We start from the raw sequence: 25,531 nt of genomic DNA on the forward strand, positions 1-25,531 counted from the left end.
AGCACCTTGCCGGTCAGCATCAACGCCCAGGTGGAGGCGTTCACCAAAGACGACGCCGATTTCCCCAGATGGCGGCCCCAGTCCGAGGGCGCGATCTTGTCCTCGATCAGCGCATCCATCGTCTCGGCGTCCGGCACGCGCAGAAGCGCTTCGGCCAGGCACATCAGCGCGATGCCCTCGTCGGTCGACAGCCCGTATTCCGCCAGGAAGACCTCCATCAGGCCGGGGCGGGAACTTGCCCGGATACGCTTCACCAGGTCGGCGCCCTCAGCCACGATGGCGGCCCGCGCGGGGGCGTCCAGCGCGGCTTCGGCCGCAAGGCGCTGCACCAGCGCGGTCTCGTCGGTCAGGCTTCCGGTCTGGATCACGGACCAGGCGGACAGGGCGGATTGGGCAGTCATTCGGGCACCTCGCTTTCCGCCCAGCATATACCCAAATCGAAAGGCTGTTTTCCCGAAACTTTCGTGTTACTCAGGCGAATGACGGAATATTCGGGGAAAGACCAATGCCTTCCGACCGCGCCGATCTGGACCGTTTCGACCTTGCCATCCTGCGGGTCCTGCAAACCGAGGGCCGTATTGCCGCCGTCGAACTGGCCCGCCGCATCGGCCTGTCGAAATCGCCCACCCAGGCACGGATGAAGCGGCTGGAGGAAGCGGGGATCATCACCGGCTACCGCGCGATCCTCGACCCGATCCGCATGGGCCAGGCACATGTCGCCTTCGTCGAAGTCCGCCTCTCCGATACCCGCGAGGCTGCCCTGACCGCGTTCAACAAGGCCGTGCTGATCGTGCCCGAGGTGGAACAGTGCCACATGATGGCGTCCTCCTTCGACTACCTCCTGAAGGTGCGGACGGCCGACATCCAGTCCTACCGCCGCGTGCTGGGCGAGGTGATCAGCGCCTTGCCGCATGTCGCCAGTACCTCGACCTATGTGGCGATGGAGGCGGTGAAGGAAGTGTTCTGAAGGGCCGGTGGGTTGGCACCCACCCTACTCTTTCGGCTTGGCCGTGCTGATCGTGACCTTCGCATTGGTCGACGACACCGCCACCGGGGCCTTCGCGGCCTCTTTCTTCGGCTTCTTGGTTTCCTTGCGCTTGTTCATGCCCTTGGCCATGGTCGCCTCCCCTGTCGGCCCTGATGGCCGTACCGAATCCTAGGCTCACTGCCCCGAGATTGCACGGGCCAAATGTGCCCGGACTTGCCAGCCCGGAGCCGTCGCCGCAAACTGCTTGCCGGGAATCCGGAGCCGAGCCGATGAGCCTTGAACGTGCCGACCTGACTGCCGCCACGCAACCCTTGAACCGGGCGCGGTCGATGCCCGCCGGGTTCTATACCGACCCCGCGATCTTCAGGAAGGAACGCGAGCGGGTGTTCCTGAAGCACTGGTTCTTCCTGACCCGGGCCGAGGAACTGCCTGAAGCAGGCGACTACCGCGCCTTCGACAGCCCCGGCGGGCCCATCGTGCTGATCCGGGGCAATGACGGCAAGCTTCGCTGCTTCGCCAACTACTGCCGCCACCGCGGCTCGATCCTGCTGGAGGGCAAGGGCAACGCGGGGGGCCGCATCACCTGCCCCTACCACGCCTGGAGCTACCTGAACGACGGTCGCCTGTACGGCTGCCCGGACATGAAGGACGCCGAGGGCTTCGACAAGGTGGAAAACGGGCTGGTCGCATTGGACCTCGACGACTGGGAGGGCTTCGTCTTCGCCCGCTTCACCCGCGAGGGCCCCTCTTTGCGCGAGCATCTGGGCGACTTCCCCGACCGGATGGCCAGCCACAAGCTTGGGGCCATGCGCTGCACCTGGTCGGTGACGCTGGACGCGGCCTGCAACTGGAAGCTCATCCTGGAAAACGCGGTCGAGACCTATCACACCGGCATCGTCCACCGTGACACCGTGGGGGCGCAGCAGTCCCGTTCACCCGCAACGAAGGGCGACTGGATTGCCATCCAGGTCATCTCGGGCCGGTCGATCGCCACGCTCGGCACCGAACAGCCGCCCTTTCCGCCGATCGACGGGCTGGACGAGGAGGCAAAGCTGGGGACCTGGTTCACCGTCGTCTTCCCCACCGTGCAATTCGCCGTGGCGCAGGATTGCCTGTGGTGGCTCAACACGCGCCCGGTCAGCGAAAGCCGCACCGTGCTGGAGGTCGGCGGCTGCTTCCCCGAGGACCGGCTGGCCCTGCCCGATTTCGAGGCCCGCGCCCTGCCCTATTATGACCGCTGGGAGAGGGTCGCGAAGGAAGACGTGGGCATCCTGGAGAAGCAGCAGCGCGCGCTCGGCTCGGCGCTCTACCGGCCCGGCCCGCTGTCCTGGCGCGACGACATGGTGCAGGCGATGGGTGTCTGGGTTCTGGACCGGCTGGAGCTTTGACGGAGAGGTCAAGGGCTACCCCTGCGGCGTCATCGCCTTCCTTTGCCGCGCGCGTTCCAGCCCCAACTGCCGTTCGCGCCAGATGATCAGGATGCCTGCCGTCACGATCAGCGCAGCCCCGCCAAGCATGGGCATGGTCGGGACCTCGGCAAAGACGAAATAGCCGATCCCCAGCGCAAAGATCATCGAGGCATAGTCGAAGGGCGCGACCAGCGAGGCATCTGCCTCGCGATAGCTGGAGGTGAGGAGGATCTGCCCGACGCCGCCCAGAAGCCCGGCCCCAACCAGGATCGCGGTTTCGCCCGGCGTGGGCCAGACCCAGCCAAAAGGAATGGTCACAAGCGACAGCGCGGTGGCGGTCAGCGAGAAGTAGAAGACGATGGCGGCAGTTTCTTCGGTGTTCACCAGCCGACGCACGAAGACCTGCGCCAGCGCGGCAAAGACCGCGCCGCCGAGGACGACCATCGCGCCGAAGGCTTCCAGATAGCCAGCCGCGTCGCCCGACAGCACGGTCAGGCGCGGGTAGACGACGATCAGCACCCCCACCAGCCCCATCGCCACCGCGCTGATCCGGAAAAGCCGCACCTCCTCGCCCAGGAACATGGCTGCGAAGACCACGGTCAGGATCGGCGCGGCATAGCCGATGGCGGTGACTTCCGGCAGCGGCAGGTAGCCGAGGCCCGCGAAGCCGAGGCCCATCGCCAGCGTGCCCATCAGCCCGCGCCAGAAATGGCCGAAGGGGTTGCGGGTCCTGAGCCCGCCCGGAAGTTCGCGCCGAAAGGCCAGCCAGGCGAAGATCACCGGGATCGCGAAGAATGACCGGAAGAACACTGTCTGGCCCGCGGGAACGTGGTCGGCCGTCGACTTGATCAGCGAGGCCATGACGATGAAGACCATGACCGAGGCAAGCTTGAAGGCGATGCCGCGCAACGGACGCATGGGCCACTCCTCCGGTTTCCGGATGGCTGTTTCAGGCGGAACGCTCTGGACGCCGCGCCCGGGTTGAGTTTCCCTGTTCGGAAAGGAGAAGACCATGCCCAAAGCGCCGCTCGCCGACAGAATTGACCAGGGCCGCGGGTTGATGCCCGCCGATCTGGTGCTGAAAGGAGGACGGGTTTTCGACCTGATCACCGGCGACCTGGTGGAAACCGACGTGGCGATCTGTGGCGACACCATCGTCGGCGTGTTCGGCAGCTACCGGGGCAAGCGCGAGATCGACGTCTCGGGCCGGGTGCTGGTGCCGGGATTCATCGATACGCACCTGCATGTGGAAAGCTCCTTGGTGACGCCGCACGAGTTCGACCGTTGCGTGACGCCGCGCGGGGTGACGACGGCGATCTGCGACCCGCACGAGATCGCGAATGTCTGCGGGATCAAGGGCATCCGGTTCTTTCTTGAGTCGGCGTCGCAACTGGTGATGGACCTCAGGGTGCAGCTTTCCTCCTGCGTGCCCTCGACCCATATGGAGACGACAGGCGCGCGGCTTTCGGCGGCTGATCTGGTGCCGTTCATGGACCACCCAAAGGTGATCGGACTGGCGGAGTTCATGAACTATCCCGGCGTCCTGATGAAGGATCCCGGGTGCCTGGAGAAGCTGGAGGCCTTCGCAGGCCGCCACATCGACGGGCATGCGCCGCTGCTGCGCGGGAATGACCTGAACGGCTATATCTCGGCGGGGATCCGCACCGAACATGAGGCGACCACCTACGAGGAAGGGCTGGAGAAGCTGCGCAAGGGGATGCGTGTGCTGATCCGGGAAGGGTCGGTGTCGAAGGACCTGCACGCGCTGGCGGGGCTGCTGACCGAGAGGTTTGCACCCTACCTCTGCCTCTGCACCGATGACCGGAACCCGCTGGACATCGGCGAACACGGGCATCTCGATTACATGATCCGCACGGCAATTGCGCTTGGGGCGCCGCCACTGGCGGTCTATCGGGCGGCCTCGCTGTCGGCGGCGGAGGCGTTCGGTCTGAAGGATCGCGGGCTGATCGCGCCGGGGAAACGGGCGGATATTGCGGTGATCGACTCGCTCGACGGGTGCCATGCCTCGCTGGTGCTGGCGGGTGGGGTGGTGGCGGACGACGCGGCCTTCGCGGCGCGGGCGGGGACGGTGCCGGTGGCGCGGGGGTCGGTGAAGGCTCCGCGGGTGGAGGCGGGGCATTTCCGCACCGGCGGCAACCGGGTGGAGACGCCGGTGATCGGCATCCTGCCGGGCAAGATCATCACCGAACACCTGACCTTCGACATCGCGCCGCAGGATGGCGACAAGAAACCTGACCTGACCCGTGACCTGGTGAAGATCGCGGTGATCGAGCGGCACGGGGTGAACGGGAACCGGGCGACGGGGTTCGTCAAGGGCTTCGGATTGCAGCGCGGGGCCATCGGGTCGACGGTCTGCCACGACCACCACAACATCGCGGTGGTGGGGGCGGATTACGGGGACATGGCGCTGGCGGCGAACCGGCTGATGGAGATCGAGGGGGGCTTCGTCGTGGTGGAGAGCGGCCGGGTGCTGGCCGAGCTGGCGCTGCCGGTGGCGGGGCTGATGAGCCTGGCGAGCTTCGAGGAGGTGCGGGAGGAACTGGTGAAGCTGCGGGCGGCGGCGGCGTCGCTGGGGGTGGTGCTGGAGGAGCCGTTCCTGCAACTGGCCTTCCTGGCGTTGCCGGTGATCCCTCATCTGAAGATCACCGATTTCGGCATGGTGGATGTGGACAGGTTCGAGGTGATGCCCTGAACCCGTCCACAGTGGACATTTTTGCTATTTTCGTTTAGTGTCTGCGGCTTGCGCGTTGTCGTTGGGAATTTCTTAACCCGCGATCGCCCGCTCGCCAGGGCCCGTTCCCACTGTGGGGAGAGGGGGCGCGTGGTGCAGGGCCTTGCCCGGTTCTGAAGCCTCGCGCGGGTTGGGGCGGTTTTCAGATTGAGCGCTGACGCGCAAGCCTTCCATCTCGCCTCTGCGCGTGAAGAACGCGCAACCGGCTCGGACGCTTGGGGGTTTTCCACCCCCAAACCCCCGGAGGATATTTGGGCAAATGTGAAAGGCATACGGTGGAAGTGACCGGCCTAGAGCCAGCGCAGCTCGGCCATGAGCGGCAGGTGGTCCGAGGCCTGCGGGCCCCTTGTCCGTACCTGCGTCAGCGGCATGAGTTCGAGGTCGGGGGAATGCACGATCCGGTCCAAGGGCAGGAAAGGGCGGCGCGAGGGGAAGGTCGGCGCGGTGGGCAGGATCATGAAGGGCGTGGCGATCCGGCCGAGGCCGACGCGGCGCGAATGTTCGTTGAAATCGCCGAGGATCACGGTCGGCCGCGCCGGGTGACGCTGGAGCGCGATGCGGATCGCATCGAGCTGGCGGCGGCGGGCGGCGCGCAGGAGGCCGAGATGCACCGCCACCACCCGCAGGGGCGCGGGCGTGTCGAGATCGACGATCACCGCGCCCCGGGGCTCGTGCCCGGGCAGGTCGAGCCGTTCCAGCCCGCAGACGTGGATGCCGGGACGCGCGAGGAGCGCATTGCCGTGCCAGCCGAGGCTGACGGCGTTCGGCCCGATGGGCAGCGGCTCCAGCCCGGTCGAGGCGGCGATCCGGTCGCGCGGCAGGGCCGAGGGCCGGTCGCCCAGCCGGAAGTCGGCCTCTTGCAGGGCGAGGATGTCGGCCCTGAGCGCGGCGATCCCGGCCAGAACCCGTTCGGCATCGCGGCGCAGGTCGGTGCCGAGCCCTGCGCGGATGTTCCACGAACCGAGGCGCAGGCTGGGCTGTGAATCACTGTCCATTGCGGCAATATAGGGCAGAGCGGCAAGGAACGGAGGGGGCGTGTTTCCAGCATCGGCCATCGTGCTGCGGGCGATCCGGCTGCTTCTGGCGATCGAAGCCGGGGTGGCCATGATCCGCGGCGTGGGTCCGGCGGTCTTTGTCACGCTGGCGGCGCTGGTCCTGACCTTCCTTCCGGCCCTGTTCGCCAGCCGCGTCGGGCTGCGCCTGCCGCAGAGCTTTCTGGCCGCCATCGCGCTTTTCGTGCTGGCGACGCTGTACCTGGGCGAGGTTCATGCCTTTTACGACCGCTTCTGGTGGTGGGACCTGGCGCTGCATTTCGGCTCGGCCATGGGCTTCGGTATCCTGGGGTTCCTGCTGGTCTTCATGCTGTTCCAGGGCGACCGCTATGCCGCGCCGCCCTGGGCGGTGGGGGCGTTGTCCTTCTGCCTGGCGATCACGGTGGGCACGCTGTGGGAAATCTTCGAATATGGCATGGACCGGCTCTTCGGCTTCAACATGATGAAATCCGGGCTGGCCGACACGATGGGCGACCTGGTGGTGGACGCGGTGGGGGCAGCGTTGGCCGCGCTGGCGGGGGTGATCTACCTTTACGATCGCGCCGGGCGCGGCCTAAGGGCGCCGTTCGACCTGTTCATCGAGACGAACCGAAGCCGCTTTCGCAAGGTGCTGAAACGGAAGCGCTAGGCAGGGAGCGCAGTGGCGCCCCCTGCCCTTCCGGTCAGAGTGCCGCCTTGATGGTCTCGGCGATGGGCGTCGTCGGACGACCGATCAGGCGGCTGAGCGTATGGCTGTCATCGGCCAGCGCGCCGTTGCCCGCCTGGGCATCGCTGTCGGCCAACACCTGCGCAAAGCCTTCCGGCAGGCCGAAGCCCTGCAGCGCCTTGGCATAGTCTGCCTGCGACATCGGCACATAGGCCACCGGCTTGCCCGCAGCCTTGGCGACGGCGGCGGCAAGGTCGGCGCCGGTATGGGCGGTATCGCCCGCGAGCTCATAGGTCTTGCCGACATGGGCGGCGTCGAGCGCCGTCACGGCGATGGCCTCGGCATAGTCCTTGCGGGCGGCGGAGTTCACCCGGCCATTGCCCGCAGCCCCGATGATGGCGCCATGCTGGACGGCAGCGCCGAGCGCGCCGGTGTAGTTCTCGGTGTACCAGCCGTTGCGCAGGATGGTGGCGGGAATGCCACTGTCCCGGATCGCGGCTTCGGTGGCGACATGATCCTGCGCCAGGATCATCGGCGAGGCGTCGCCCTTCAGGATCGAGGTGTAGACCAGGCGCTTGACCCCGGCGGCCTTGGCGGCGGCGATCACCTTCTTGTGCTGGCCCGCGCGGTCGGTGAAGTCGTTCGAGGAGATGAGGACCAGCGTGTCCACCCCCTTCAGCGCGGCGGCATCGGGACGGGTATAGTCGAAGGCGCGGGTTTCGACCCCGAGGTCGGCCGCCTTGGCCGGGTCGCGGGCGAGGGCGACGGGTTTGCCCCCGCGCGCCGTTAGGGCGGCGATGGCATGGCGGCCAAGCTGGCCGGTGGCTCCGGTGATGGCGATGGTCATGGTGATCTCCCTTGTCGGATCGGTGGTGCGGTTGACGAGGCAGAGATAGACCATTACTTACGAAATGGAAGTACGCACAAATTTGTTAGTATTCCGAAGGGACGCACAGCATGACGGGCAGAAAGGCACAGGCACTGCTGGATGGGTGGCAGTTGGGCAACGTTCTGGCGGCGGATTGTCCGTCGCGGATCATCCTGAACCATCTGACGAACCGCTGGGGTGCCCTGGTGATGGTGGCGCTCGCGACCGGGCCGCACCGGTTTGCCGAGTTGCGGCGGAAGGTGGGCGGCGTCAGCGAGCGGATGCTGAGCCAGACGCTGAAGGATCTGGAGGGCGACGGATTCGTGCTTCGGACGGCGCATGCCGTGGTGCCGCCGCATGTGGACTACGAGCTGACCGCGCTCGGGCAGCAGGCGGCCGTGCATGTGGTGGCGCTGGCGGGCTGGATCGAAGGGGCGCTGCCGGGGATATTGGCCGGGAAGGCGGCGCTGGCGGCGGAATAGAGGCGGCGAGTGCCCACGGTGGACAGAAAATCGTACCGTTTTGAATCAATAAGTTACGCGCGGACGTTAGGGGTCTGGAAAGGTTTGCGCAGGCCCGGGCACAGCCTGTCTGTCACGCGGCGAGAAGCCAGTCGAAGGGCGACGGGCCGGGGTCGTCGGGGAGAGTGCCCGAGAGATCGTCATTGGCGGAAAGGACAGTGCCAGCGAACTCACCTCCTACGACATAGAATGGACCCGTAGGAATGTCCGAACGGGCCTGAACGGTCCAGTACTCGCTTGTTATGTCACCGTAGTCATACTCGTCCCACTGGGCAAACAGCCGTTCAGCAGACCTCAATGCATCTTCAATGACCTCGGACCGGGTGTCGATCATGGAGTCGGTTTCGAGGTTGTAACGGATGAGATATTCTTCATAGGTTTCGGTGTCCACAACGTCATACCCACCGTCTGACCGGACTGTGACGTCATAGTAGTTGTACTGAAGGGTGATTTCGTGAAGGGCGCGCACTTCGTTGCGGAAAACGCCTTGAATCGCGTAGGTCCCACCCGGAACGTCGGACGTGCGAACATCCAGTGATACGGGCGCCGACCCTGGGAGAAGCAGGTCCAACAATTCAGGATCGTCGCCGAAGTCCCACCAGTCCCGCAGGTTTACCGACGATGTCCCGAGAACTCCGTCATCGGAATAGAACCGGTCGGTTGCGTCCGGGTTGATGAAGATGGCACTCAGCCACGAAACATTGATCTCTCCCAGCCCAAGGTCTTCGAGCGTCAGGCGCGAGAAGGCTTCTTCGGTCAGGCCGTCGATGTTGACAACGGCAAGGCTGACGCAACCGCCGTTCTGGAACTCGAACACGTCCGCTCCGGACCCGCCCCAGAGGATTCTCGGGCCATACGCCTCCAGATTGTCGAGGATGAAGTGGTCTGAGCCACCACCGCCCGCCGCGAAGACTGGGTCGTTCTCATTGGAAACCGTGATCGTATCATCGCCGTCGCAGCCGATGACGCATTCCAGGCCCTGCGCGGCCATGTCGACCGTCACGCCATCCGACCCGAGCGCCACCGCCACATCCCGGCCCGCGCCGCCGTGGACGTTCCCGCCATCCGCAGCGTCGAAGAAGATGAAGTCGTCGGCACCACCGCCGAAGAGGGAGTCGGCGCCATCTGCGCCATAGAGAATATTTGCGCCGTCGTTGCCGATGATGACGTCGTTGTGGCTTGACCCTTCAATGCGCTCGAAGCCTGCCACCTCGACTTGGACCTCTCCGATCACCAAAGTGCCGACCTGCAAGTTGAGGGCCACGCCTTGCACTACATCGGCAAACGACAGAAGATCACCCTCCGCACCGTTTTCACCACCGTCGATCCGCTCAAGAGCATCTGCAAGACTGCTTACCCGGAACTCGTCGCTCTGGCTGCCACCGCGTATCTCTTCGATACCGAAGAGGCTTGCCTGAAGTATGTCGAGTAGTCCGGTGCCGGTGACATAGCCAACATAATCTGCCGTGCTTTGGGCAGTGCCGATCAGATTGAACTGTCGTGCCGAGTCCAGATGGGAATAGTCTACAACATCCCGGCCCTCGGCACCGTCAATGACATCACGTCCGAGACTGCCGAAAATCGTGTCGTTTCCCCCGCCGCCATGAATGAAGTCGGAGCTATCCGTACCGGAAAGGGAGTCGCTTTCAGCCGTCCGCCCAAGCGTGATGTTGGAGAAGGAGCGGATAAAGTTCCTGTCGCCATTCATATAGCTTGTTTGAGGGACGCAAGCGTATGCCGCCGACAGGAATGTATCCAGCGCGGACATTCCCGCAAGATAGGTCAGCGCACCTGACGGATAAGCCAGGGTTTGCACGATACCATCGAACCAGTTGGCCGCCCCGAAAGCTTCGTCGGTGAACTTGATCATGGCAACGGCGTCATAGGTGCTGCTGCCGGGTTCGACGACGTTGCTGTAGAAGGCATCGCTATAGCCGAGCAGCAGGAACAGGTGGTTCCCGGCCCAACCGCCCGTGTTTTCTTCGAATATTGTTTCCGCCGCGGGCGCAGCATCGTCGCTCGCCAACGCATCAATCGTTGGAAACTCGGCCGTCGGCCCGCTCATAAGCTTGTCGTAGACCTCTTGCGCAACAGCGTTGGACACCGCATCCATTTCTGCGTCGCTTAGAGTCTGGCCAGTGCGCGCCTCAACCTGCGCCTTATTGTACGCGCGGATGAAATCACTCTGGCTGCCTGCATTGGCATTCACCTCGGCTGCACCTCGCAGCCAAAGGATTGCGGCGCGATATTCGGCTGGAGGGGCATCAGGATAAGGATAGGCGTCATCCATGAATTGCGCGAGACGCAGATAGAAATCTGCCCTTGGATGTTCAGAAAACGCATTATGAAAATCGTCGATGAGGGTTTGACGCTGGGCTGAGGTAAGAGCTGGCAAGATAAACCCCTATTGCTGGGTCGAGAGGAGATTGTTGATGCCTGAGCCGAGGTCATCCAAATAAGGAGGCCAGCTTTTCACCCAGGTTTCGTCAAGGCGCGGCCAAGCTGGACCATTGGCCCAATCGACGGTGCCTAAGTGAACTTCAACCCAGATTCCAGGCGCCATCTGAGAAATTAATTGGCAGTCATGGGCGCCTTGAAGCCGTCTCCGTTCGAGTATCGCGTCTCGGCACTCCAACACAAACGGTTGGCCACTAAGTCGCGCCTTCACAGGGCGGAACCACCTTCTGGGGTCATTGGGAAAATTTCCTAACTTGGCAGAAGGCTCACGCATCTCGGGCAGAGCGGATGGTACGGTCTCCCCTGCCGAGGCAGAAAGGACTACCCCAGGAAAGCCCGGCGGCAAGCCTACGATGAGATAGAACGTACCTGGCGGCAACTGTACTTCTGGCGGGAACCGTTCGGGGTGGCTCCAAGTCAGGGAGCGAATTGAGCCATCCTCCCTTCGACTTATTTTCGGCATCGCCGCGTTGAGCAGGCAAAGCGTATGGCCAGCCATTTCGAGCGGCGTGTGATCCGCTTCGCAGGCGTCGGCTTCGGCAGTCGTGACGCTTGCAAGAACAAACAAGGCAACTGAAAGCCGGGTTTTCACTGAGCGCCTGCGACCGTTAAAGAAACGTTACCGCCAGAATGATGCAACCATCGAGGGTAAGTCAAGATCACATTACAGTCTTGGGCTGTAGAAAGCGGAGCGATGGTCAACGCCGCCCTACCCCTCCGTTGGCGGCCCAAACCTTGCCAGCATCCGCTCCCGGATCTGGTCCCGCGCCTGCCTATAGGCGGCCAATTTCGCCTCTCGCGTTTCACCCAATCCGGTGGGGTCGAGGATCGGCCAATATTCGATATCCAGGTGATGAAACCGGGTCAATTCCAGCGCCATCCTTTGCGAGGCGGGGCTCAATGCGATGATCAGGTCGAATTGCGAAAGATCGTCGCCCCAATCCTGCATCTCCTCGAAAGACCGCGAGCGGTGTCGCGACAATTCGATGCCCAGTTCCTGACAGACCGCGACGGTAAAGCCGTCGATCTCCATATCGTTCTTCACGCCGGCCGATTGCACATAGGCGCGCTGGCCGTAAAGCTGTTTCATCAGCCCCTCGGCCATCGGCGAGCGGACGGCGTTGTGGTCGCAGCAGAAGAGGACGGATTGGGGGAAGTCGCCCAAAGCCTCAGCCCCAGTGCAGGACGCAGATCAGGGTGAACAGCCGCCGCGCGGTGTCGGTGTCGACCTCGGCCTTGCCCTCCAGCCTTTCGCGCAGGATCGCGGCGCCCTCGTTGTGGATGCCGCGGCGCGCCATGTCGATGGCCTCGATCTGGCTGGGCGGCAGGCGCTTCACCGCATCGAAGTAGCTTTCGCAGATCTGGAAATAGTCCTTCACCACCTGCCGGAAGGGGCCGAGCGAGAGGTGGAATTCGGCGGCCTTGTCGCCCGCCTCGGTGGCGATGTCGAAGACGAGGCGGCCTTCGCGGATGGCGAGGAGTACGCGCCAGGGGCCGTCGGGCAGCTCCCGGTCGGGGCGGCGGGCGGGGATGAAGGAGTTCTCCTCCAGAAGGTCGAAGATCGCGACGCGGCGTTCCTGTTCGATCTCGGGCGTCGGGCGGGCGAGGCCCTTCTCGTCGATCTCGATCTGGCAGATACGGTTCATGGGCGGGGTCCCTGCGGTTCGGACCGTGATGCCCGAGCCCGCGACGCCGCGCAAGAGTCAGTCGTTCAGCCGGTCAAGACGGACACGGACGGAAAGGCCATGGGCCTGGAGGCCTTCCGACTGCGCAAGCCGTTCGGCGGCGGGGCCGATGGCTTTCAGCGCTTCCGGGGTCATCTTCGCGAGCGTGGTGCGCTTCATGAAGTCGAGGACGGAGAGGCCGGAGGAGAAGCGGGCGGAGCGGGCGGTGGGCAGCACATGGTTCGGGCCGCCGACATAGTCGCCGATGGCTTCGGGCGTGTAAGCGCCAAGGAAGATCGCGCCGGCATGGGTGATCTGGCGGCTGAGGGCCTCGGGGTCGGCGGTGCAGAGTTCGAGATGTTCCGGGGCGACGCGGTTGGAGAGCACTGCCGCCTCGCCGAGGTCGCGGGTGATGATGATCGCGCCGTGGTTCTCCCAGCTGGCCCCGGCGATGGCGCGGCGGTCGAGCGTTTCCAGCCGCTTCGCGACGGCTTTCGCCACGGCCTGACCAAAGGCCGGGCTGTCGGTGATCAGGATGCCTTGGGCGCTTTCGTCGTGTTCGGCCTGGGAGAGGAGGTCGAGGGCGATCCAGTCGGGGTCGTTGTCAGCATCGGCGATGACGAGGATTTCGGACGGACCGGCGATCATGTCGATCCCGACGCGGCCGAAGACCCGGCGCTTGGCCGCGGCGACAAAGGCATTGCCGGGGCCGGCGATCTTGTCAACCGGGGCGATGGTTTCCGTGCCATAGGCCAGCGCCGCAATCGCCTGCGCGCCGCCGATGCGGTAGACCGTGTCGACCCCGGCGATCCGGGCGGCGAGGAGGACGAGGGGGTTCACCTTCCCGCCGGGGGTCGGGCAGGCGATCACCAGCCGATCCACCCCGGCGACCTTGGCGGGAATGGCATTCATCAGGACGGAGGACGGGTAGGAGGCGAGGCCGCCGGGGACGTAGAGGCCTGCCGCCGAAACCGGCGTCCAGCGCCAGCCGAGCATGGCGCCGGTCGCGTCGGTCCAAGCCTCGTCCTGCGGTTTCTGGCGGTTGTGATAGGCACGGATGCGGTCGGCGGCCAGTTCCAGCGCGGCGCGGTCCTCGGGCGAGACGCGGGCGATTTCCGCGTCGATTTCGGTCGGCGTGAAGGCGAGGGTTTCCGGCGACAGGGTCAGGCGGTCGAAGCGCGCCGTCAGTTCGATCACGGCCCGGTCGCCGCGCGCGCGGACATCGGCGATGATCTGTGCCACCGCCTGATCGACGTCTTCCGCCTCTTCCCGCTTCTGGCCAAGGAGCGTCCGGAAGGCGGCCTCGAAGCCCGCGTCGGTGGTGTTCAGGAAGACGGGCATCGGGACCTCCGGCTGGTCGCGGTCCAGATAGCGCGGGCCGACGGGCGGCTCAAGCCGGGATGCGGCGTTGTGCGGCGGCAAGGGGACGATTTCTTCGAAGAAATCGGCGCGGAGCCTTTGAAGGCTCCGGTCCGGAGTGTTCGAAAACTCCGGCTTTTGCGTCAATCGTGGCGCGGAACCTTGCCCGAGGGCGCGCGGTAGGGGCGGGTCACATCGTCCAGGCGCAGGTCCAGCGCCTCGACGTCCAGCGCGATACCGCCGTCACCCGCCAAAGTCAGGGTCAGGCGGCCGGTGCCATCCTCCCCCGCCGCAAAGCCGATGTCGAGAAGCGACAGCACCAGATCCTTGTCGGCGCGGTCGAAGCCGAAGCTCTGCACCTTGAGCACATCCTCGACGACCAGCATCGCGCGCACGCGTTCATAGGCCCGGCCCACGCGCTCGGCCTCGGCCCGGTCTTCCCAGCGGAAGCGGTTCAGGAGGAGGGCAAAGCGGCGGCGGCGCGGGTCGAAGGACATCTCGGTGACGGGCAGGACGGCATCCTGCACCAGGGTCGAGATGACCTTCAGGTCCTCGGCATCCTGCGCAACGAGCCGCAGCTGGGCTTCGCCGCCGTCTTCGAACTTCGCGTCCGTCATGCCTGGATGCGCTCGATATGCGCCCCGCAGGCGCGCAGCTTCTCTTCCACCCGCTCATAACCGCGGTCGAGGTGGTAGACGCGGGAGACGACGGTTTCCCCTTCCGCCGCGAGCCCCGCCAGGATCAGCGAGACCGAGGCGCGCAGGTCGGTCGCCATCACCGGCGCCCCCTTCAGCTTCTCGACCCCGGTCACGGTCGCCGTGCCGCCGTGGACGTCGATCCGGGCGCCCATGCGGATCAGTTCCGGGGCATGCATGAAGCGGTTCTCGAAGATCTTCTCTTCGAGGACGCTGGTGCCCTCGGCGGTGCAAAGGAGCGCCATCATCTGCGCCTGAAGATCGGTCGGGAAGCCGGGGAACGGCTCGGTCGTGACATTGACCGCCTGCACCCGGCCGTTCTTGCGGCTGACCTTGAGGCCGCGATTGGTCTGCGTCACGCTGACACCCGCGGCGTCCAGCTTTTCGGCGAAGGCGCCGACAAGGTCCAGCGTCCCGCCGATGCATTCCACCTCGCCGCCGCAGATCGCGGGGACCAGCATGTAGGTGCCCAGTTCGATCCGGTCGGTGACGACCTGGTGCGTGGCGCCGCCCAGCCGGTCGGTGCCCTCGATGGTGATGGTGCCGGTGCCCTCGCCCTCGATCTTGGCGCCCATCTTCTTCAGGCAGCGGGCAAGGTCGACGATCTCGGGCTCGCGCGCGGCATTCTTCAGGACTGTGGTGCCCTTGGCGAGCGTCGCCGCCATCAGCGCGTTCTCGGTGGCCCCGACCGAGACGAAGGGGAAGTCGACGACAGCGCCTTTGAGCCTGCCGCCGGGGGCTTTTGCGTGGACATAGCCGTCGCGCAGGTCCAGGTCCGCCCCCATCGCCTCCAGCGCCTTCAGGTGCAGGTCGACCGGTCGCGCGCCGATGGCGCAGCCTCCGGGCAGCGAGACCTCGGCATGGCCGTAGCGGGCGAGCATCGGCCCGAGGACGAGGATCGAGGCGCGCATCTTGCGGACGATGTCGTAGTCGGCCTTGAAATTGGTGATCGAATGGCTGGAGAGCGCCAACACCAGCCCGTCCTGCAGGCTGGCGACCTCGGCCCCAAGCGATTGCAGCAGCTGGGTCATGGTGCGGATGTCGGACAGCCGCGGCGCATTGGTCAGCGTGAGCGGTTCGTCGCTAAGGAGCGTCGCGGGCATCAGCGTCAGGCAGGCGTTCTTCGCCCCCGCGATCGGGATCGCCCCCGACAAAGCCCCGTTGCCGCGCACCAGTATCGAATCCATCTGCCCTAGTCCTTTTCGCTGTCCCGGGCCGCGTCGTCGGCGTTGCGGGCCTTTGCCTGTGCCTTCCGGCGCGCCATGTTGGCCTTGAGCGCCGCCTTCAGCCGGTCTTCCCGGCGGACGGGGCGCTCGGGCTTCCGGGCCTTTTCGCTTGCAGGCGGGTCCGAAGGGCTGCGCATGGGGAAGGCTTCTACCCCAAGGGGGAGCAGGGGTCCAGAGAGCGCCGGGATTCCCGCCCATACCCCCTTGCGCCCCGTTTCGATTGCGTCTAATCACCCGCCCACCAACGGCGCTGCAGTAGCTCAGTGGTAGAGCACTCCCTTGGTAAGGGAGAGGTCGAGAGTTCAATCCTCTCTTGCAGCACCATCCATCCCCTTGATTGCAAATAAAACCCTTGATCTCAAGGGCTTTGTGCCATTTCTGGTGCCTGAAATGATCCCAGAACGAGGGTGAGATGGCCGGGCGGCTGCACTGCTTCAAGGTACAGAACGGGCTCTTCGTGGCGCATCCGTCATAGCGGGTGGCGAGACGCGGCCGGTCCTTGAGCTTTCGGAATGTGTCTCGATCCGATGCCTCTTTCGATAGAGCGCACGGTCGTGGTGTATCTGGATATTTCTGTTGAATTTTGATGGGATGCAAGCTTCGATCCGGCGCTTGGCCAGGGCTTTGCGGAGCAAGTCGGCCTCACGGCCCCGGTCGGCCAGAAGCACTTTGGCAGGCGGCATCGTCGCCAGCAGGTCCGCCGCCCCCCTATGGTTTCGGACGTGGCCAGCGGTGCGGAACAGGCTGCGGGGGCGCCCTTGGCTGTCGCGAACGGCATGCAGCCTCGGGTTCAGCCCGCCTTTGGTGCGTCCGACATGCCGGGAAGAGCCCCCGCTGAGCAGACTGGCCGCCGTTTGGTGCGCCTTCAGATGGGTCGCGTCGATCATGAGTTCCGCCGTCTCGGCGCCGCCCTTTGCAGGCTCGACGAAGATGCGCCCGAACACGCCCAGCCCGCTCCAGCGGATGAAGCGCTTGCAGATCGTCTTGTGCGGCCCGTAGCCTGGCGGAACGTCGCACCACCGCAGGCCATTGCGGATGATGAAGACGATGCCGCTGATGACCCGCCGGTCAATCCACCCGAGGCATACTATGAGACAACGGAAGGAACGGAGAAATCCGCGCCAAACGGGCGTCGGGAAGCAGGATCAGATCGGTCATGGCGGCACCCCCTACACTGCCGCCGGTGAATCGATGCCTCGCTGCAACCGCAAGCGATTTAGTGGGTCCTGAGCCTGGGTCGGCCTTAACATCTGCGTCGGGTCATGTTCGAGAATCTGAATTTCTCCAACATGACCCGTCGAGCGTGATGTCGAAAGCGCCACTTGGTTAACATGAAACTATGTCGAAGCCGCGCGCTTGAGCCACATCGGTTGATGCGGCTGGTCGTGGAGATCCCCGAGCTTCGGGCAGACGATTTGACTACCGGTGCCAGCGGAGTGTTCCAAGGTTAGGCCCCGGAGGATCGAGTAAGGTCAACCACACCACGAACAGCCACGCGCCAAAATCGAAACGCGGACCGCAGCCCGCGCTTCGATTTGGTGCTCTGTCGAGCTTGTTGGCCGCTCAGCAACCGCGTTGCCCGACGGGCTGGAGCGGCTGCGAGTGTACACGCGCAGGTTCGTCTCTCATTTGACCAAGCACAGGAGAGACTAAATGACCCGACCCCTACCAGAACACTGCGACCGCGCGACTTGTCGCCGACCGCATTCGTGGCCTCGTGCACAAGAAGATCCAGATCGAGATTTCTTGCGGTGCACGCCTCGGGCGGCACCGAAAACGATTCTTGTGGCGTGAATCCTGTTTGCCTTAGCCTGACCATCCCATAGCATTTCCGGATGGAAGCAGCCGGCATTGGCAGAGTGTTGTTCTGGGAAGGCGGCAGCCTCTGGCTGGCGCTGATCACCGGAGCCATGGGCTGGCATTCGCATCACGCGATCCAGCTTTGCCTGCCGATCCAGGGGACTGCGCAGTTCAGGACCGACCCGGGCAGTGACTGGATTACCTGCGATGGCGCGCTCATTGCGCCAGACGTGCCGCATGTGTTTCACGCACCCGGAAGCGTGGTAGCGAACATCCTGTTCGAGCCGGAGTCAGTGGTCGGGCGAGGCGTGCTGGCGAAACATGGCTCGGTTGGGCTTCAGCTACTGCCAGGGGCAGAAGCCAGGCAACTCGCGCAGCCGATTGCCACCGCCTACTTCGAGGGTGCCGATGACGAGACGCTGGCCTTGCTGGCGCGGCATGTGGTTGCAAGATTCTCCGGCGTGGACACACTGCCGGTGATCGCCGACCCGCGTGTCCTGCGCGCCATCACCGAGATCCGCCAGCATCTGGACGAACCGATCACGCTGCCTGCTCTCGCGCGCAAGGTCGGCCTGTCCCCTGGGCGCCTTCGACATCTTTTCGTCGCGGAGACCGGCGTTTCCTTCCGGCACTACCTGCTTTGGGAACGGCTCAACAGGGCCCTGTCCCTTGGCTTTGCCGGGGCATCCTGGACCGACGCGGCCTATGCGGCGAACTTCGCCGATTCCGCACATCTTTCGCGGACATGCCAGCGCATGTTCGGCCTTGCCCCGACCCGGGCCCGGATCGAGCCGCCAAATGCCCAGCATTCCCTGACCGCCTGAATTTTCGGAATAGCCCCTTCGTTCAAGCCTGCCTTCGGCCATTGGCGTAAATCCTGGGCATCGCAAACGAAGGAGCCTCCCATGTCAAACCCGATCACCCGCCGCCGCCTGCTCTGGTCGGTGCCGGTCATCCTGATCGCCGTTGCCGGAGTCGGCGTCGCCAAGATGATGCAGCCCCCACCTGCCGACCTTGACCTGTCGCTTGCCAAGCCGACCGACCAGGGCCTTTACACCGCCGCGGTCGAGCCCGGCCTCTCACCCATCGCCGTCGGCACCATGCACGGCTGGGTGGTCAGCATCACCACGCCGGACGGCACCCCCGTCGAAACGGCCGAGATCACCGTTGATGGCGGCATGCCGCAGCACGGGCACGGGCTGCCGACCGAGCCCGAGGTCAGCGCCAATCTGGGCGGCGGGCGCTACCAGATCGAGGGCATGAAGTTCAACATGCCGGGCTGGTGGGTGGTCAACCTTGCCGTTGACGGCCCCGCCGGTCCGGACACCGTGACTTTCAACATCGTCCTTTAGGAGGGATGGCGATGCGCGCTTCGACCCTTCTCCTCGCAGCCCTGATCGCCGGATCGGCGACGGCCACATACCGGGCCATTTCACCGAAGACGAACTGGACGGACGAGGAAGCCAGGCTTGTGCTGTCGCTGGGATTGTCGAAGCTGCCACCCCTTCCGGCCGATCCGTCCAATGCCGTCGCGGACGACCCGCGTGCTGCGGAACTGGGAAAGGCTCTGTTCTTCGACACCCGTTTCAGCGCGAACGGAAAGGTCGCCTGCGGCACCTGCCATCTGCCGGACCGCCAGTTCCAGGACGATCTGGCGCGGGCCAAGGGGGTGGGGGTGACCGCCCGCCGGACCATGCCCATCGCAGGCACTGCCTACAGCCCCTGGCTCTTCTGGGACGGGCGCAAGGACAGCCAGTGGGCCCAGGCCTTGGGCCCGCTGGAAAGCGCGGTCGAACATGGCACCGACCGGGCCTTCATCGCGCATCTGATCGAGACGCATTATGCAGATCAATACGCCGCCCTGTTCGGGCCTCTGCCGTCACTTGCCGACGTGCCGAACCACGCGAGCCCGACCGGACTTGGTCCCGTGCTGGACGACTGGATGGCGCTCGACGACACCCGGCGCGACGCCGTGAACCGCGTCTTTGCCAATGTCGGCAAGGCAATCGCCGCCTTCGAACGCACGATCACCCCGCGGCCTTCGCGCTTCGACGCCTATGTCGATGCCCTTGCAGCGGGCAAGGACACTGTGGGTCTCCTGAGCCTGCAGGAAGAGGAAGGTCTTCGGATCTTCGTCGGCAAGGGTGAATGCACCAAGTGCCACAATGGTCCGCTCCTGACCGACAACTTCTTTCACAACACGGGCGTGGCCGCCGTCCCCGGCCTGCCTGAGGACCAGGGTCGAAGTCTCGGAACGGACCAGGTTCTGGCCGACCCGTTCAACTGCCTCGGGCCCTACAGCGACGCCGATCCCGGCGATTGCGCCGAGCTGAAGTATCTGGCCAAGGCCGGGCACGAGATGACCCGGGCCTACAAGCCGCCGTCCCTGCGCGGCGTCGCCGGTCGTCCGCCCTACATGCATGCAGGCCAGATCGCGACGCTGGGCGACGTCCTGGTCCACTACAACACCGCGCCTGCCGCCCCTGACGGCCACAGCGAACTGGAGCCGTTGAACCTGACCTCGACGGAACTCGCCTCTCTTGAGGCGTTCCTCGTATCTCTTGACCCCATCTCGACGGAAGCTCAGCCATGATCAGCCGATCCGCCATCAAAGAACATCTCGCCCTTGACCGCCGGTCCTTCACCGAACTGGCCACCGGCTTCACCGCCATCGCCGTCGCGGGGGCAACGCTTTACAATCTCGGTTACTTCTCACCGATCGAGTGGAGCCTGATTTCCCTGCTCACGGTGCAGGACCTTCTGATCGGGTCGGCCATCGGCGCAATTCCCATGGCGGTCTCGGCAGGGCTGGCCCTGGTGTTCGGCCGCCTGATCATCCTGGCACCGTTGCACAAGGCACGCGCGCTTGTGGTGGCCGGCCTGGCACTTTCCGTCACCGGCTTCGGGTTCATCCATTTCTATTCGGGTCCCGGACAATCAACCCTTGGCCACATGGCCTGCGGTTATCTTGCCCTTGGCGTGATCGCCGCAGCGATGAATGTCGTGGTCAACTGGCGCCACATGGCCAACCTGTGGCTGGTGTTCTCACTGCTATACATCCCGACGGTCCTTGGCATGACCGACAGCGCAGCCGCGACCGACACGACCCGCGCCCTGTCCGAGATCGAGACTGACAGGGGCGTGATGCAGGGGCGGATCGTGCGCGTGACCTCGGCCTATGTGCTGATAGCCAAAGACCATGCCATCATCACGATGCCGATGAACAAGGTCCGGGAGATCCGGTGGTTCTTCGTCGACTCGCCTGCCGCCGACTTCCTGGACGGAAGGCCGGAGACCGCCGAGGGGGGAGCCGATCCGGTCCTGGCCGAGAAACCTCAATCCTGATGGCGCAGCCCGTTGGATTGCGCCGGGCGCGGGACCTGCACGATGTGCGAACTGCCCGCGTCCGCGAGCAGCGGAGTGCCCCCAGCGACTGACCCGTGAGTGCCATGTCGTCGAACGATCGCGCAAGCCCTTCCTGTTCCGCCGCTCGCAGCGAGTGCGGTTGCGTCCGGAGCAGCGCCAGTTCGGCAGCGAGGTCCGCTGGCAGAGCTGGGGCGTCCGTGGCGACAGATCCGGAAAGGCGACCTTCCTCACCGGCGGCACCAGCGGGATCGGGCTGGCGACCATGGCAGCAGCCCTGGCGGGCTCACCGCGACACGGGGGGGGTGAGCCATGAGTCAGCTTGTTGCCAGGGCTACCGGCTTGCTTGGTGGCGTGATGCAAACCCCAAGTGCTGGCGAGATCAAGGCCCGAACCAGACCGCGCATGCCGACCTTGTTCCAGGCGAGGCGGGCGAAACGAAGAGCGGGAAGAAGATCGACAGAGATGGGGCCACCTCCTGTCCACCGGGCCACCCGTCGTCGGCCTTGCCAACACCGGCCGAACATCACTTCCAGGGCGCAATGGTCTCGGGTCGGGCGAAAAACTCCTTTCGTCCCAAAGGGCCAGGCAGACTACCGTCCTTGGGCAAATGCCGTTCAAGCCCTGAGCTTCAGGTCCTTCGCATGGCGCGGCCACCCCGCGCCCCGGTTGCGAAAGAGACTGCCGTCAAGCCAGTCCGGCCATGTCCGAAAGCATCGTCAGGTGCCGGATCTCGACCGGCCGCGCCAGCAGCCGGTCCAGCTGGGAAAATAGCGGCGCAAGATGGGGCATGGCCAGGTGCGCATCCAGATCACCCTGCGTGCGCCAGTTTTCATAAAAGACGAAGCAGCATGGATCACCCGCATCGACGTGAAAGTCGTAGTTGAGGCAGCCCGGCTCGGCCCGTGTGGGGGCGACCTGCGCGTCCAGCAAGGCCAGAAGCTCGTCGCGCGTGCCGGGCCGGGCGGTGACGGTTCCGATGATGGTCACATGCGCCATGGTTTCACCGCTTCTGGCTGAGAGCGACTGCAAGGATGATGATCCCACCCCGCGCGATCAGTTGCTGGCTGAACTCCAGCCCGAACAGGATCAGCCCGTTGTTGATCAGGCCGATCATCATCGCGCCCACGATGGTGCCGATGACGGTGCCCTTGCCGCCGAAGAGGCTCGTGCCGCCCAGAACCGCCGCGGCGATGACCGACAGCTCGTCGCCTTCGCCAAGCTGGAAGCGGCCGGATTGCAGGCGTCCCGCGTAGAGCATCCCGGCCAGCGCCGCCGCACAGGACGACAGGACCAGCACCTTCATCTTGATGTTGGCGGTCTCGATGCCGGAATATCGCGCGGCAGTCTCGCCCCCACCCGTCGCCAGAACCCGGCGGCCAAAGCCCGATCGGCGCAGCACGACATGCCCGACCCCGCCCAGCACCGCGATCCAGACCAGCAGCAACGGGACCGGGCCGATGGACCCGCCACCAAACACCCAGGAATAGCCCGGCGACAGGATCGGCACGGCGGCTGTGTCCGAGATCCACATCGCCACTCCCTTGGCGATGCCCATCATCGCGAGGGTGGTCAGAAACGAGGGGATGCCGATGCGCGTCGTCAGCCAGCCGTTGAACATGCCCACCGCAAGCCCGGTGCCGATTCCGGCCGCGACCCCTCCCAGAGGGCCGGCCACGGCGATCGCCATGGCGACGGTTACGGTCGTCAACCCGGCGACCGCCCCGACCGACAGGTCGATCTCGCCGGCCGAAAGTACAAAGGTCATGGCAATGGCCATCACCGCGATCATTGCTGTCTGCCGGACGATGTTCAGCAGGTTGTTGGGGTTCAGGAACCCCTTGTCGTTCAGCGTCAGCGCGAAGATCAGGAAGATCGCGACAAAGCCGATGTAGATGATGTTCTGCCTCCAGTTGGAGAACAGGGCCCCGCCGGGGGCTGCAATCGCCTTAGCCATCTGTGGCCTCCTTTGCGGTCAGGGCTTTCTGAATCTCGATCTGCAGGCGGCGCTCGGCGGCTTGCAGGGCATGCTCGGGGATGGTTTCAGCCGGATCGTCCAGCTCTGAGCGGTCCAGCATCTGATGCGCGCGACCATCGGCCATGACCAGGATGCGGTCGCAGGCGGTCAAGAGTTCCGAAAGTTCGGACGAGATGACGAGCACTCCCTTGCCCGCCATCGCCAGGTCGCGCACCAGGCGGATGATCTCGGATTTCGATCCGATGTCGATGCCCGCGGTGGGTTCATCAAGGATCAGGATGTCCGGATCGGTGGCCAGCCATTTTCCGATGACGACCTTCTGCTGGTTGCCGCCCGACAGGGTCGAGACTGCATGATCGCGACTGGCGGTCTTGACCGACAGGCGCTGGATCATCTGATCGGTGACCTCGCGGGCGCGCGAGCGGTCCACGAGACCGGCTTTGGTGATCCGGCCCAGGATTGCCATCACCATGTTTTCGGCAACGCTGTGGGCCGGGATGATGCCTTGCGTAGCGCGGGCCTCGGGCACCAGTGCTATGCCTTCGGCAATTGCATCCGCCGGGCGCCGGATCTGCACCGGGCGACCCTTGATCCGGATTTCCCCGCCAGCGGCAGGCTCGATCCCCGCGATCACCCGTGCGAGTGCCGACCGGCCGGAGCCGAGTAGTCCGGCCAGGCCCAGCACTTCGCCCCGGTGCAGGGTGAAGCTGACGTTGTCGGGCTTGTGGGGGCCGGTGACATTCTTCAATTCCAGGAGCGCCTCGCCCCGGGTCGCGCCGCTGCGCTCCACATCGGCAAGGCCCTTGGATCGTTTGCCGACGATGTGTTCGATCATCGTGTCTATCGGCAGGTCCGCCATCGGCGCGGTGATGACGTGCCGCCCGTCGCGCAAGATCGTGGCGCGGTCGGCGATACGGGCGATTTCGTCCATCCGGTGACTGACATAGATGATCGCCACGCCCTGCGCCTTCAGCTTGCGCAGAAAGACGAAGAGCCGCTCCACATCCGATACGGCCAGCGCGGTCGAGGGTTCGTCCAGGATCAGCACGCGGGCGTCCTGGCTGATCGCCTTGGCAATCTCTGTCAGCTGCTTTTGCCCCGCCCCCAGGTCACCCACCAAGGCGCGCGGATTCACCTCGACCTCCAGCATCCGGAAGATTGCCTCGGCGCGCCGGATGGAGTCCTCGTCGTCGATCAGTCCGCGCGCATCACGGACCTCGCGCGTCAGGAACACGTTCTGCGCCACGGTCAGGGTGGGGATCAGCGACATTTCCTGAAAGTTCATTGCCACGCCGGCGGCACGCGCCGCTTCCGGGGTGGCGGCGGCAAGCTTGTGGCCTGCCACTTCGACCGTGCCGTCGTCGGGGACGTGCACCCCGTTCAGCACCTTGAGAATGGTCGATTTCCCGGCCCCGTTTCCGCCCAGCAGGGCATGAACCTCGCCCGGAAGAACCTCCAGATCGACAGTATCCAGCGCGCGGACGCCGCCGAAGGATTTGGAGATCCCCGTCATGCGCACGGCCGGAACAGTGGCATCGGGTGTCGGGGCCGGGGCGATCATCCGACCGTTTCCCACTTGCCGGTTTCACCCGAGCGCAGCATCGCATCCGCCACCAGTTCGGTCAGCAACCCGTCCTCGAAGTTCGGGCTGGGCTGTTTTCCCGACGCGATGGCGCTGAAGAAGTCGAAGCATTCGACAATCTTCGTTTCCGAGTAGCCGATGCCGAGGCCCGGGATCGGCCACAGCCCGCCGCCGTAGGGATGCGCCGGACCCGTATAGATCGTGCGGAACCCGCGCGCCTCCGCCGGATCGTCGGCGAACATCACCTGCAACTCGTCGCGGCGTTCGTAGTTGAAGTGGATCGATCCCTTGGTGCCATGGACTTCCAGGGTGATGAAGTTGTTGCGGCCCCAGGCATTGCGCGTGGCCTCAAGGCTTCCCACAGCCCCGTCGGCGAAGCGCAGCATCGAGATCACCTCATCATCGACATCCACCGGCGCGCGGTCGGCACCGGCGGACTTTTCCGAGGCCCCCAGCTTGTCGACACCACCCTGCTGCATCGGTCGGGTCTTCACATAGGTATGGGTCATCGCGATCACCTCGGCGATGGGGCCGACAAGGTAATGCGCCAGATCGACGACATGCGTGCCGATATCACCCACCGTGCCCGACCCGGCGATCTTCTTCTGGAAGCGCCACGACAGCGGGCCGTTCTCGTCGGCCGACCAATCCTGCAGATAGGTGCCCCGAAAGTTCAGGATGCGGCCGATGCGGCCCTCGTCGATGATTTTCTTCGCCAGAGCCACGGCGGGGGTGCGGCGGTAGTTGAAGGCGACCATGTGGATGATGCCCGCAGCCTTCGCCGCCTCGGTCATCGCACGGGCTTCTTCGACCGTGCGCGCCAGGGGCTTTTCGCAGATGATGTGCTTGCCGGCCCTTGCCGCCGCGATGGCGATTTCGGCATGGACGTTGTTGGGGGTGCAGATATCCACCACGTCGATATCAGGGCGCGCCACGACGGCACGCCAGTCGCTGCTGGCCTCGTCAAAACCGAAACGGCGGCGGGCCTCCTCGGCGGCCCCGTCGGTGATGTCGACGATCACCTTGCGATGCGGAATGGCCGGGGCGGGCCAGAAGAACATCGGCATCGACGCATAGGCCATGGCATGCGCCTTGCCCATGAACCCGCCGCCGATCATGGCGACATTCATCACTTTGGTCATTTTCGGTCTCCGCGAATTGAGGGGAGCGC

25 protein-coding genes, 1 tRNA gene and 2 pseudogenes are annotated in these 25,531 nt (G+C 65.0%); 10 read left to right on the plus strand and 18 right to left on the minus strand.

Annotated elements, in window-relative coordinates; all coding sequences use genetic code 11:
• Window positions 1–401, minus strand: a pseudogene (locus JNL31_RS08135) (bifunctional proline dehydrogenase/L-glutamate gamma-semialdehyde dehydrogenase); the annotation flags it as partial.
• A 104-nt stretch (window positions 402–505) separates the two neighbouring features.
• Here JNL31_RS08135 and JNL31_RS08140 point away from each other — a divergent pair.
• Entirely contained in the window at window positions 506–967 is a 462-nt protein-coding gene (locus JNL31_RS08140) for an Lrp/AsnC ligand binding domain-containing protein (protein WP_294972080.1), read from the plus strand.
• A 24-nt stretch (window positions 968–991) separates the two neighbouring features.
• On the opposite strand, the gene JNL31_RS08145 is transcribed toward JNL31_RS08140, so the two are convergent.
• A complete protein-coding gene (locus JNL31_RS08145) occupies window positions 992–1,117 on the minus strand; it encodes a hypothetical protein (RefSeq protein ID WP_294972082.1) in 126 nt (41 codons plus the stop codon).
• Between the two features lie 140 nt (window positions 1,118–1,257).
• On the opposite strand from JNL31_RS08145, the gene JNL31_RS08150 reads away from it, so the two are divergent.
• The gene (locus tag JNL31_RS08150; protein ID WP_294972085.1) at window positions 1,258–2,376 is read left to right on the plus strand and encodes an aromatic ring-hydroxylating dioxygenase subunit alpha; all 1,119 of its coding nucleotides are present in this window, start codon (window positions 1,258–1,260) and stop codon (window positions 2,374–2,376) included.
• 15 nt (window positions 2,377–2,391) lie between these two features.
• Here the strand turns inward: JNL31_RS08150 and JNL31_RS08155 are convergent, their stop codons facing one another.
• Window positions 2,392–3,315 (minus strand): DMT family transporter, encoded by a 924-nt coding sequence (locus JNL31_RS08155; protein WP_294972088.1) that lies wholly within the window; start codon window positions 3,313–3,315, stop codon window positions 2,392–2,394.
• Between the two features lie 94 nt (window positions 3,316–3,409).
• Between JNL31_RS08155 and ade the strand changes: the two genes are divergently transcribed.
• Window positions 3,410–5,110 (plus strand): adenine deaminase, encoded by a 1,701-nt coding sequence (ade, locus tag JNL31_RS08160; RefSeq protein ID WP_294972090.1) that lies wholly within the window; start codon window positions 3,410–3,412, stop codon window positions 5,108–5,110.
• A 329-nt stretch (window positions 5,111–5,439) separates the two neighbouring features.
• Here the strand turns inward: ade and JNL31_RS08165 are convergent, their stop codons facing one another.
• Window positions 5,440–6,144 carry an endonuclease/exonuclease/phosphatase family protein gene (locus tag JNL31_RS08165; protein ID WP_294972092.1) on the minus strand — a complete coding sequence of 235 codons (705 nt, stop codon included), beginning with the start codon at window positions 6,142–6,144 and terminating at the stop codon, window positions 5,440–5,442.
• Between the two features lie 40 nt (window positions 6,145–6,184).
• Between JNL31_RS08165 and JNL31_RS08170 the strand changes: the two genes are divergently transcribed.
• Complete coding sequence (locus tag JNL31_RS08170; protein ID WP_294972095.1) at window positions 6,185–6,829, plus strand: hypothetical protein; 645 nt, start codon at window positions 6,185–6,187, stop codon at window positions 6,827–6,829.
• Between the two features lie 34 nt (window positions 6,830–6,863).
• On the opposite strand, the gene JNL31_RS08175 is transcribed toward JNL31_RS08170, so the two are convergent.
• Window positions 6,864–7,694 carry an NmrA family NAD(P)-binding protein gene (locus JNL31_RS08175; RefSeq protein ID WP_294972348.1) on the minus strand — a complete coding sequence of 277 codons (831 nt, stop codon included), beginning with the start codon at window positions 7,692–7,694 and terminating at the stop codon, window positions 6,864–6,866.
• Between the two features lie 110 nt (window positions 7,695–7,804).
• Between JNL31_RS08175 and JNL31_RS08180 the strand changes: the two genes are divergently transcribed.
• Window positions 7,805–8,197 carry a helix-turn-helix domain-containing protein gene (locus JNL31_RS08180; protein ID WP_294972098.1) on the plus strand — a complete coding sequence of 131 codons (393 nt, stop codon included), beginning with the start codon at window positions 7,805–7,807 and terminating at the stop codon, window positions 8,195–8,197.
• A 112-nt stretch (window positions 8,198–8,309) separates the two neighbouring features.
• Here the strand turns inward: JNL31_RS08180 and JNL31_RS08185 are convergent, their stop codons facing one another.
• From JNL31_RS08185 to JNL31_RS08220, 8 genes are all read right to left on the minus strand, one after another.
• A complete protein-coding gene (locus JNL31_RS08185) occupies window positions 8,310–10,631 on the minus strand; it encodes a calcium-binding protein (RefSeq protein ID WP_294972101.1) in 2,322 nt (773 codons plus the stop codon).
• A 9-nt stretch (window positions 10,632–10,640) separates the two neighbouring features.
• The gene (locus JNL31_RS08190; RefSeq protein ID WP_294972104.1) at window positions 10,641–11,285 is read right to left on the minus strand and encodes a hypothetical protein; all 645 of its coding nucleotides are present in this window, start codon (window positions 11,283–11,285) and stop codon (window positions 10,641–10,643) included.
• A gap of 117 nt (window positions 11,286–11,402) precedes the next feature.
• Entirely contained in the window at window positions 11,403–11,858 is a 456-nt protein-coding gene (locus tag JNL31_RS08195) for a low molecular weight phosphatase family protein (RefSeq protein ID WP_294972107.1), read from the minus strand.
• Between the two features lie 4 nt (window positions 11,859–11,862).
• Complete coding sequence (locus JNL31_RS08200) at window positions 11,863–12,339, minus strand: UPF0262 family protein (RefSeq protein WP_294972110.1); 477 nt, start codon at window positions 12,337–12,339, stop codon at window positions 11,863–11,865.
• 57 nt (window positions 12,340–12,396) lie between these two features.
• Entirely contained in the window at window positions 12,397–13,698 is a 1,302-nt protein-coding gene (gene hisD, locus JNL31_RS08205; protein WP_294972350.1) for a histidinol dehydrogenase, read from the minus strand.
• A 161-nt stretch (window positions 13,699–13,859) separates the two neighbouring features.
• Complete coding sequence (locus tag JNL31_RS08210; protein ID WP_294972113.1) at window positions 13,860–14,333, minus strand: DUF2948 family protein; 474 nt, start codon at window positions 14,331–14,333, stop codon at window positions 13,860–13,862.
• Window positions 14,330–15,598: a UDP-N-acetylglucosamine 1-carboxyvinyltransferase gene (gene murA, locus JNL31_RS08215; protein ID WP_294972116.1), complete on the minus strand. Its 1,269-nt coding sequence runs from the start codon at window positions 15,596–15,598 to the stop codon at window positions 14,330–14,332. The genes JNL31_RS08210 and murA overlap by 4 nt, the downstream gene beginning before the upstream one ends.
• 5 nt (window positions 15,599–15,603) lie before the next feature.
• Entirely contained in the window at window positions 15,604–15,774 is a 171-nt protein-coding gene (locus JNL31_RS08220) for a hypothetical protein (protein ID WP_294972119.1), read from the minus strand.
• A gap of 112 nt (window positions 15,775–15,886) precedes the next feature.
• On the opposite strand from JNL31_RS08220, the gene JNL31_RS08225 reads away from it, so the two are divergent.
• A tRNA-Thr gene (locus JNL31_RS08225) sits at window positions 15,887–15,961 on the plus strand.
• Between the two features lie 138 nt (window positions 15,962–16,099).
• Here the strand turns inward: JNL31_RS08225 and JNL31_RS08230 are convergent.
• Window positions 16,100–16,795, minus strand: a pseudogene (locus tag JNL31_RS08230) (IS5 family transposase); the annotation flags it as partial.
• 701 nt (window positions 16,796–17,496) lie between these two features.
• Between JNL31_RS08230 and JNL31_RS08235 the strand changes: the two are divergent.
• The 4 genes from JNL31_RS08235 (at window position 17,497) to JNL31_RS08250 (ending at window position 20,782) form a co-directional block, all read left to right on the plus strand.
• On the plus strand, window positions 17,497–18,261 hold the full coding sequence (locus tag JNL31_RS08235; RefSeq protein WP_294972122.1) for an AraC family transcriptional regulator: 765 nt from the start codon (window positions 17,497–17,499) through the stop codon (window positions 18,259–18,261).
• Between the two features lie 81 nt (window positions 18,262–18,342).
• Entirely contained in the window at window positions 18,343–18,789 is a 447-nt protein-coding gene (locus JNL31_RS08240) for a FixH family protein (protein ID WP_294972125.1), read from the plus strand.
• Between the two features lie 11 nt (window positions 18,790–18,800).
• The gene (locus tag JNL31_RS08245) at window positions 18,801–20,030 is read left to right on the plus strand and encodes a cytochrome c peroxidase (protein WP_294972127.1); all 1,230 of its coding nucleotides are present in this window, start codon (window positions 18,801–18,803) and stop codon (window positions 20,028–20,030) included.
• Entirely contained in the window at window positions 20,027–20,782 is a 756-nt protein-coding gene (locus JNL31_RS08250; RefSeq protein WP_294972129.1) for a hypothetical protein, read from the plus strand. The genes JNL31_RS08245 and JNL31_RS08250 overlap by 4 nt, the downstream gene beginning before the upstream one ends.
• Window positions 20,783–21,487: 705 nt before the next feature.
• Here the strand turns inward: JNL31_RS08250 and JNL31_RS08255 are convergent.
• The 4 genes from JNL31_RS08255 to JNL31_RS08270 are packed head-to-tail and all read right to left on the minus strand — an operon-like array spanning window position 21,488 to window position 25,502.
• Complete coding sequence (locus JNL31_RS08255) at window positions 21,488–21,799, minus strand: putative quinol monooxygenase (RefSeq protein WP_294972132.1); 312 nt, start codon at window positions 21,797–21,799, stop codon at window positions 21,488–21,490.
• 4 nt (window positions 21,800–21,803) lie between these two features.
• On the minus strand, window positions 21,804–22,757 hold the full coding sequence (locus tag JNL31_RS08260) for an ABC transporter permease (protein ID WP_294972134.1): 954 nt from the start codon (window positions 22,755–22,757) through the stop codon (window positions 21,804–21,806).
• Window positions 22,750–24,339: a sugar ABC transporter ATP-binding protein gene (locus JNL31_RS08265; protein WP_294972137.1), complete on the minus strand. Its 1,590-nt coding sequence runs from the start codon at window positions 24,337–24,339 to the stop codon at window positions 22,750–22,752. The genes JNL31_RS08260 and JNL31_RS08265 overlap by 8 nt, the downstream gene beginning before the upstream one ends.
• On the minus strand, window positions 24,336–25,502 hold the full coding sequence (locus JNL31_RS08270) for a Gfo/Idh/MocA family oxidoreductase (protein ID WP_294972140.1): 1,167 nt from the start codon (window positions 25,500–25,502) through the stop codon (window positions 24,336–24,338). Before JNL31_RS08270 ends, JNL31_RS08265 begins: the two co-directional genes overlap by 4 nt.
• Window positions 25,503–25,531 lie beyond the last annotated feature (29 nt).

Source organism: Tabrizicola sp., assembly GCF_016792905.1.
Lineage (GTDB): Bacteria > Pseudomonadota > Alphaproteobacteria > Rhodobacterales > Rhodobacteraceae > Tabrizicola.

Bases quoted from the DNA above. Each gene is read 5' to 3' on its own strand.
- JNL31_RS08140 (WP_294972080.1), top strand. From the start codon at position 506: ATGCCTTCCGACCGCGCCGATCTGGACCGTTTCGACCTTGCCATCCTG.
- JNL31_RS08145 (WP_294972082.1), bottom strand. From the start codon at position 1,117: ATGGCCAAGGGCATGAACAAGCGCAAGGAAACCAAGAAGCCGAAGAAA.
- JNL31_RS08150 (WP_294972085.1), top strand. From the start codon at position 1,258: ATGAGCCTTGAACGTGCCGACCTGACTGCCGCCACGCAACCCTTGAAC.
- JNL31_RS08155 (WP_294972088.1), bottom strand. From the start codon at position 3,315: ATGCGTCCGTTGCGCGGCATCGCCTTCAAGCTTGCCTCGGTCATGGTC.
- ade (WP_294972090.1), top strand. From the start codon at position 3,410: ATGCCCAAAGCGCCGCTCGCCGACAGAATTGACCAGGGCCGCGGGTTG.
- JNL31_RS08165 (WP_294972092.1), bottom strand. From the start codon at position 6,144: ATGGACAGTGATTCACAGCCCAGCCTGCGCCTCGGTTCGTGGAACATC.
- JNL31_RS08175 (WP_294972348.1), bottom strand. From the start codon at position 7,694: ATGACCATCGCCATCACCGGAGCCACCGGCCAGCTTGGCCGCCATGCC.
- JNL31_RS08180 (WP_294972098.1), top strand. From the start codon at position 7,805: ATGACGGGCAGAAAGGCACAGGCACTGCTGGATGGGTGGCAGTTGGGC.
- JNL31_RS08200 (WP_294972110.1), bottom strand. From the start codon at position 12,339: ATGAACCGTATCTGCCAGATCGAGATCGACGAGAAGGGCCTCGCCCGC.
- hisD (WP_294972350.1), bottom strand. From the start codon at position 13,698: ATGCCCGTCTTCCTGAACACCACCGACGCGGGCTTCGAGGCCGCCTTC.
- JNL31_RS08210 (WP_294972113.1), bottom strand. From the start codon at position 14,333: ATGACGGACGCGAAGTTCGAAGACGGCGGCGAAGCCCAGCTGCGGCTC.
- murA (WP_294972116.1), bottom strand. From the start codon at position 15,598: ATGGATTCGATACTGGTGCGCGGCAACGGGGCTTTGTCGGGGGCGATC.
- JNL31_RS08220 (WP_294972119.1), bottom strand. From the start codon at position 15,774: ATGCGCAGCCCTTCGGACCCGCCTGCAAGCGAAAAGGCCCGGAAGCCC.
- JNL31_RS08240 (WP_294972125.1), top strand. From the start codon at position 18,343: ATGTCAAACCCGATCACCCGCCGCCGCCTGCTCTGGTCGGTGCCGGTC.
- JNL31_RS08245 (WP_294972127.1), top strand. From the start codon at position 18,801: ATGCGCGCTTCGACCCTTCTCCTCGCAGCCCTGATCGCCGGATCGGCG.
- JNL31_RS08250 (WP_294972129.1), top strand. From the start codon at position 20,027: ATGATCAGCCGATCCGCCATCAAAGAACATCTCGCCCTTGACCGCCGG.
- JNL31_RS08255 (WP_294972132.1), bottom strand. From the start codon at position 21,799: ATGGCGCATGTGACCATCATCGGAACCGTCACCGCCCGGCCCGGCACG.
- JNL31_RS08260 (WP_294972134.1), bottom strand. From the start codon at position 22,757: ATGGCTAAGGCGATTGCAGCCCCCGGCGGGGCCCTGTTCTCCAACTGG.
- JNL31_RS08265 (WP_294972137.1), bottom strand. From the start codon at position 24,339: ATGATCGCCCCGGCCCCGACACCCGATGCCACTGTTCCGGCCGTGCGC.
- JNL31_RS08270 (WP_294972140.1), bottom strand. From the start codon at position 25,502: ATGACCAAAGTGATGAATGTCGCCATGATCGGCGGCGGGTTCATGGGC.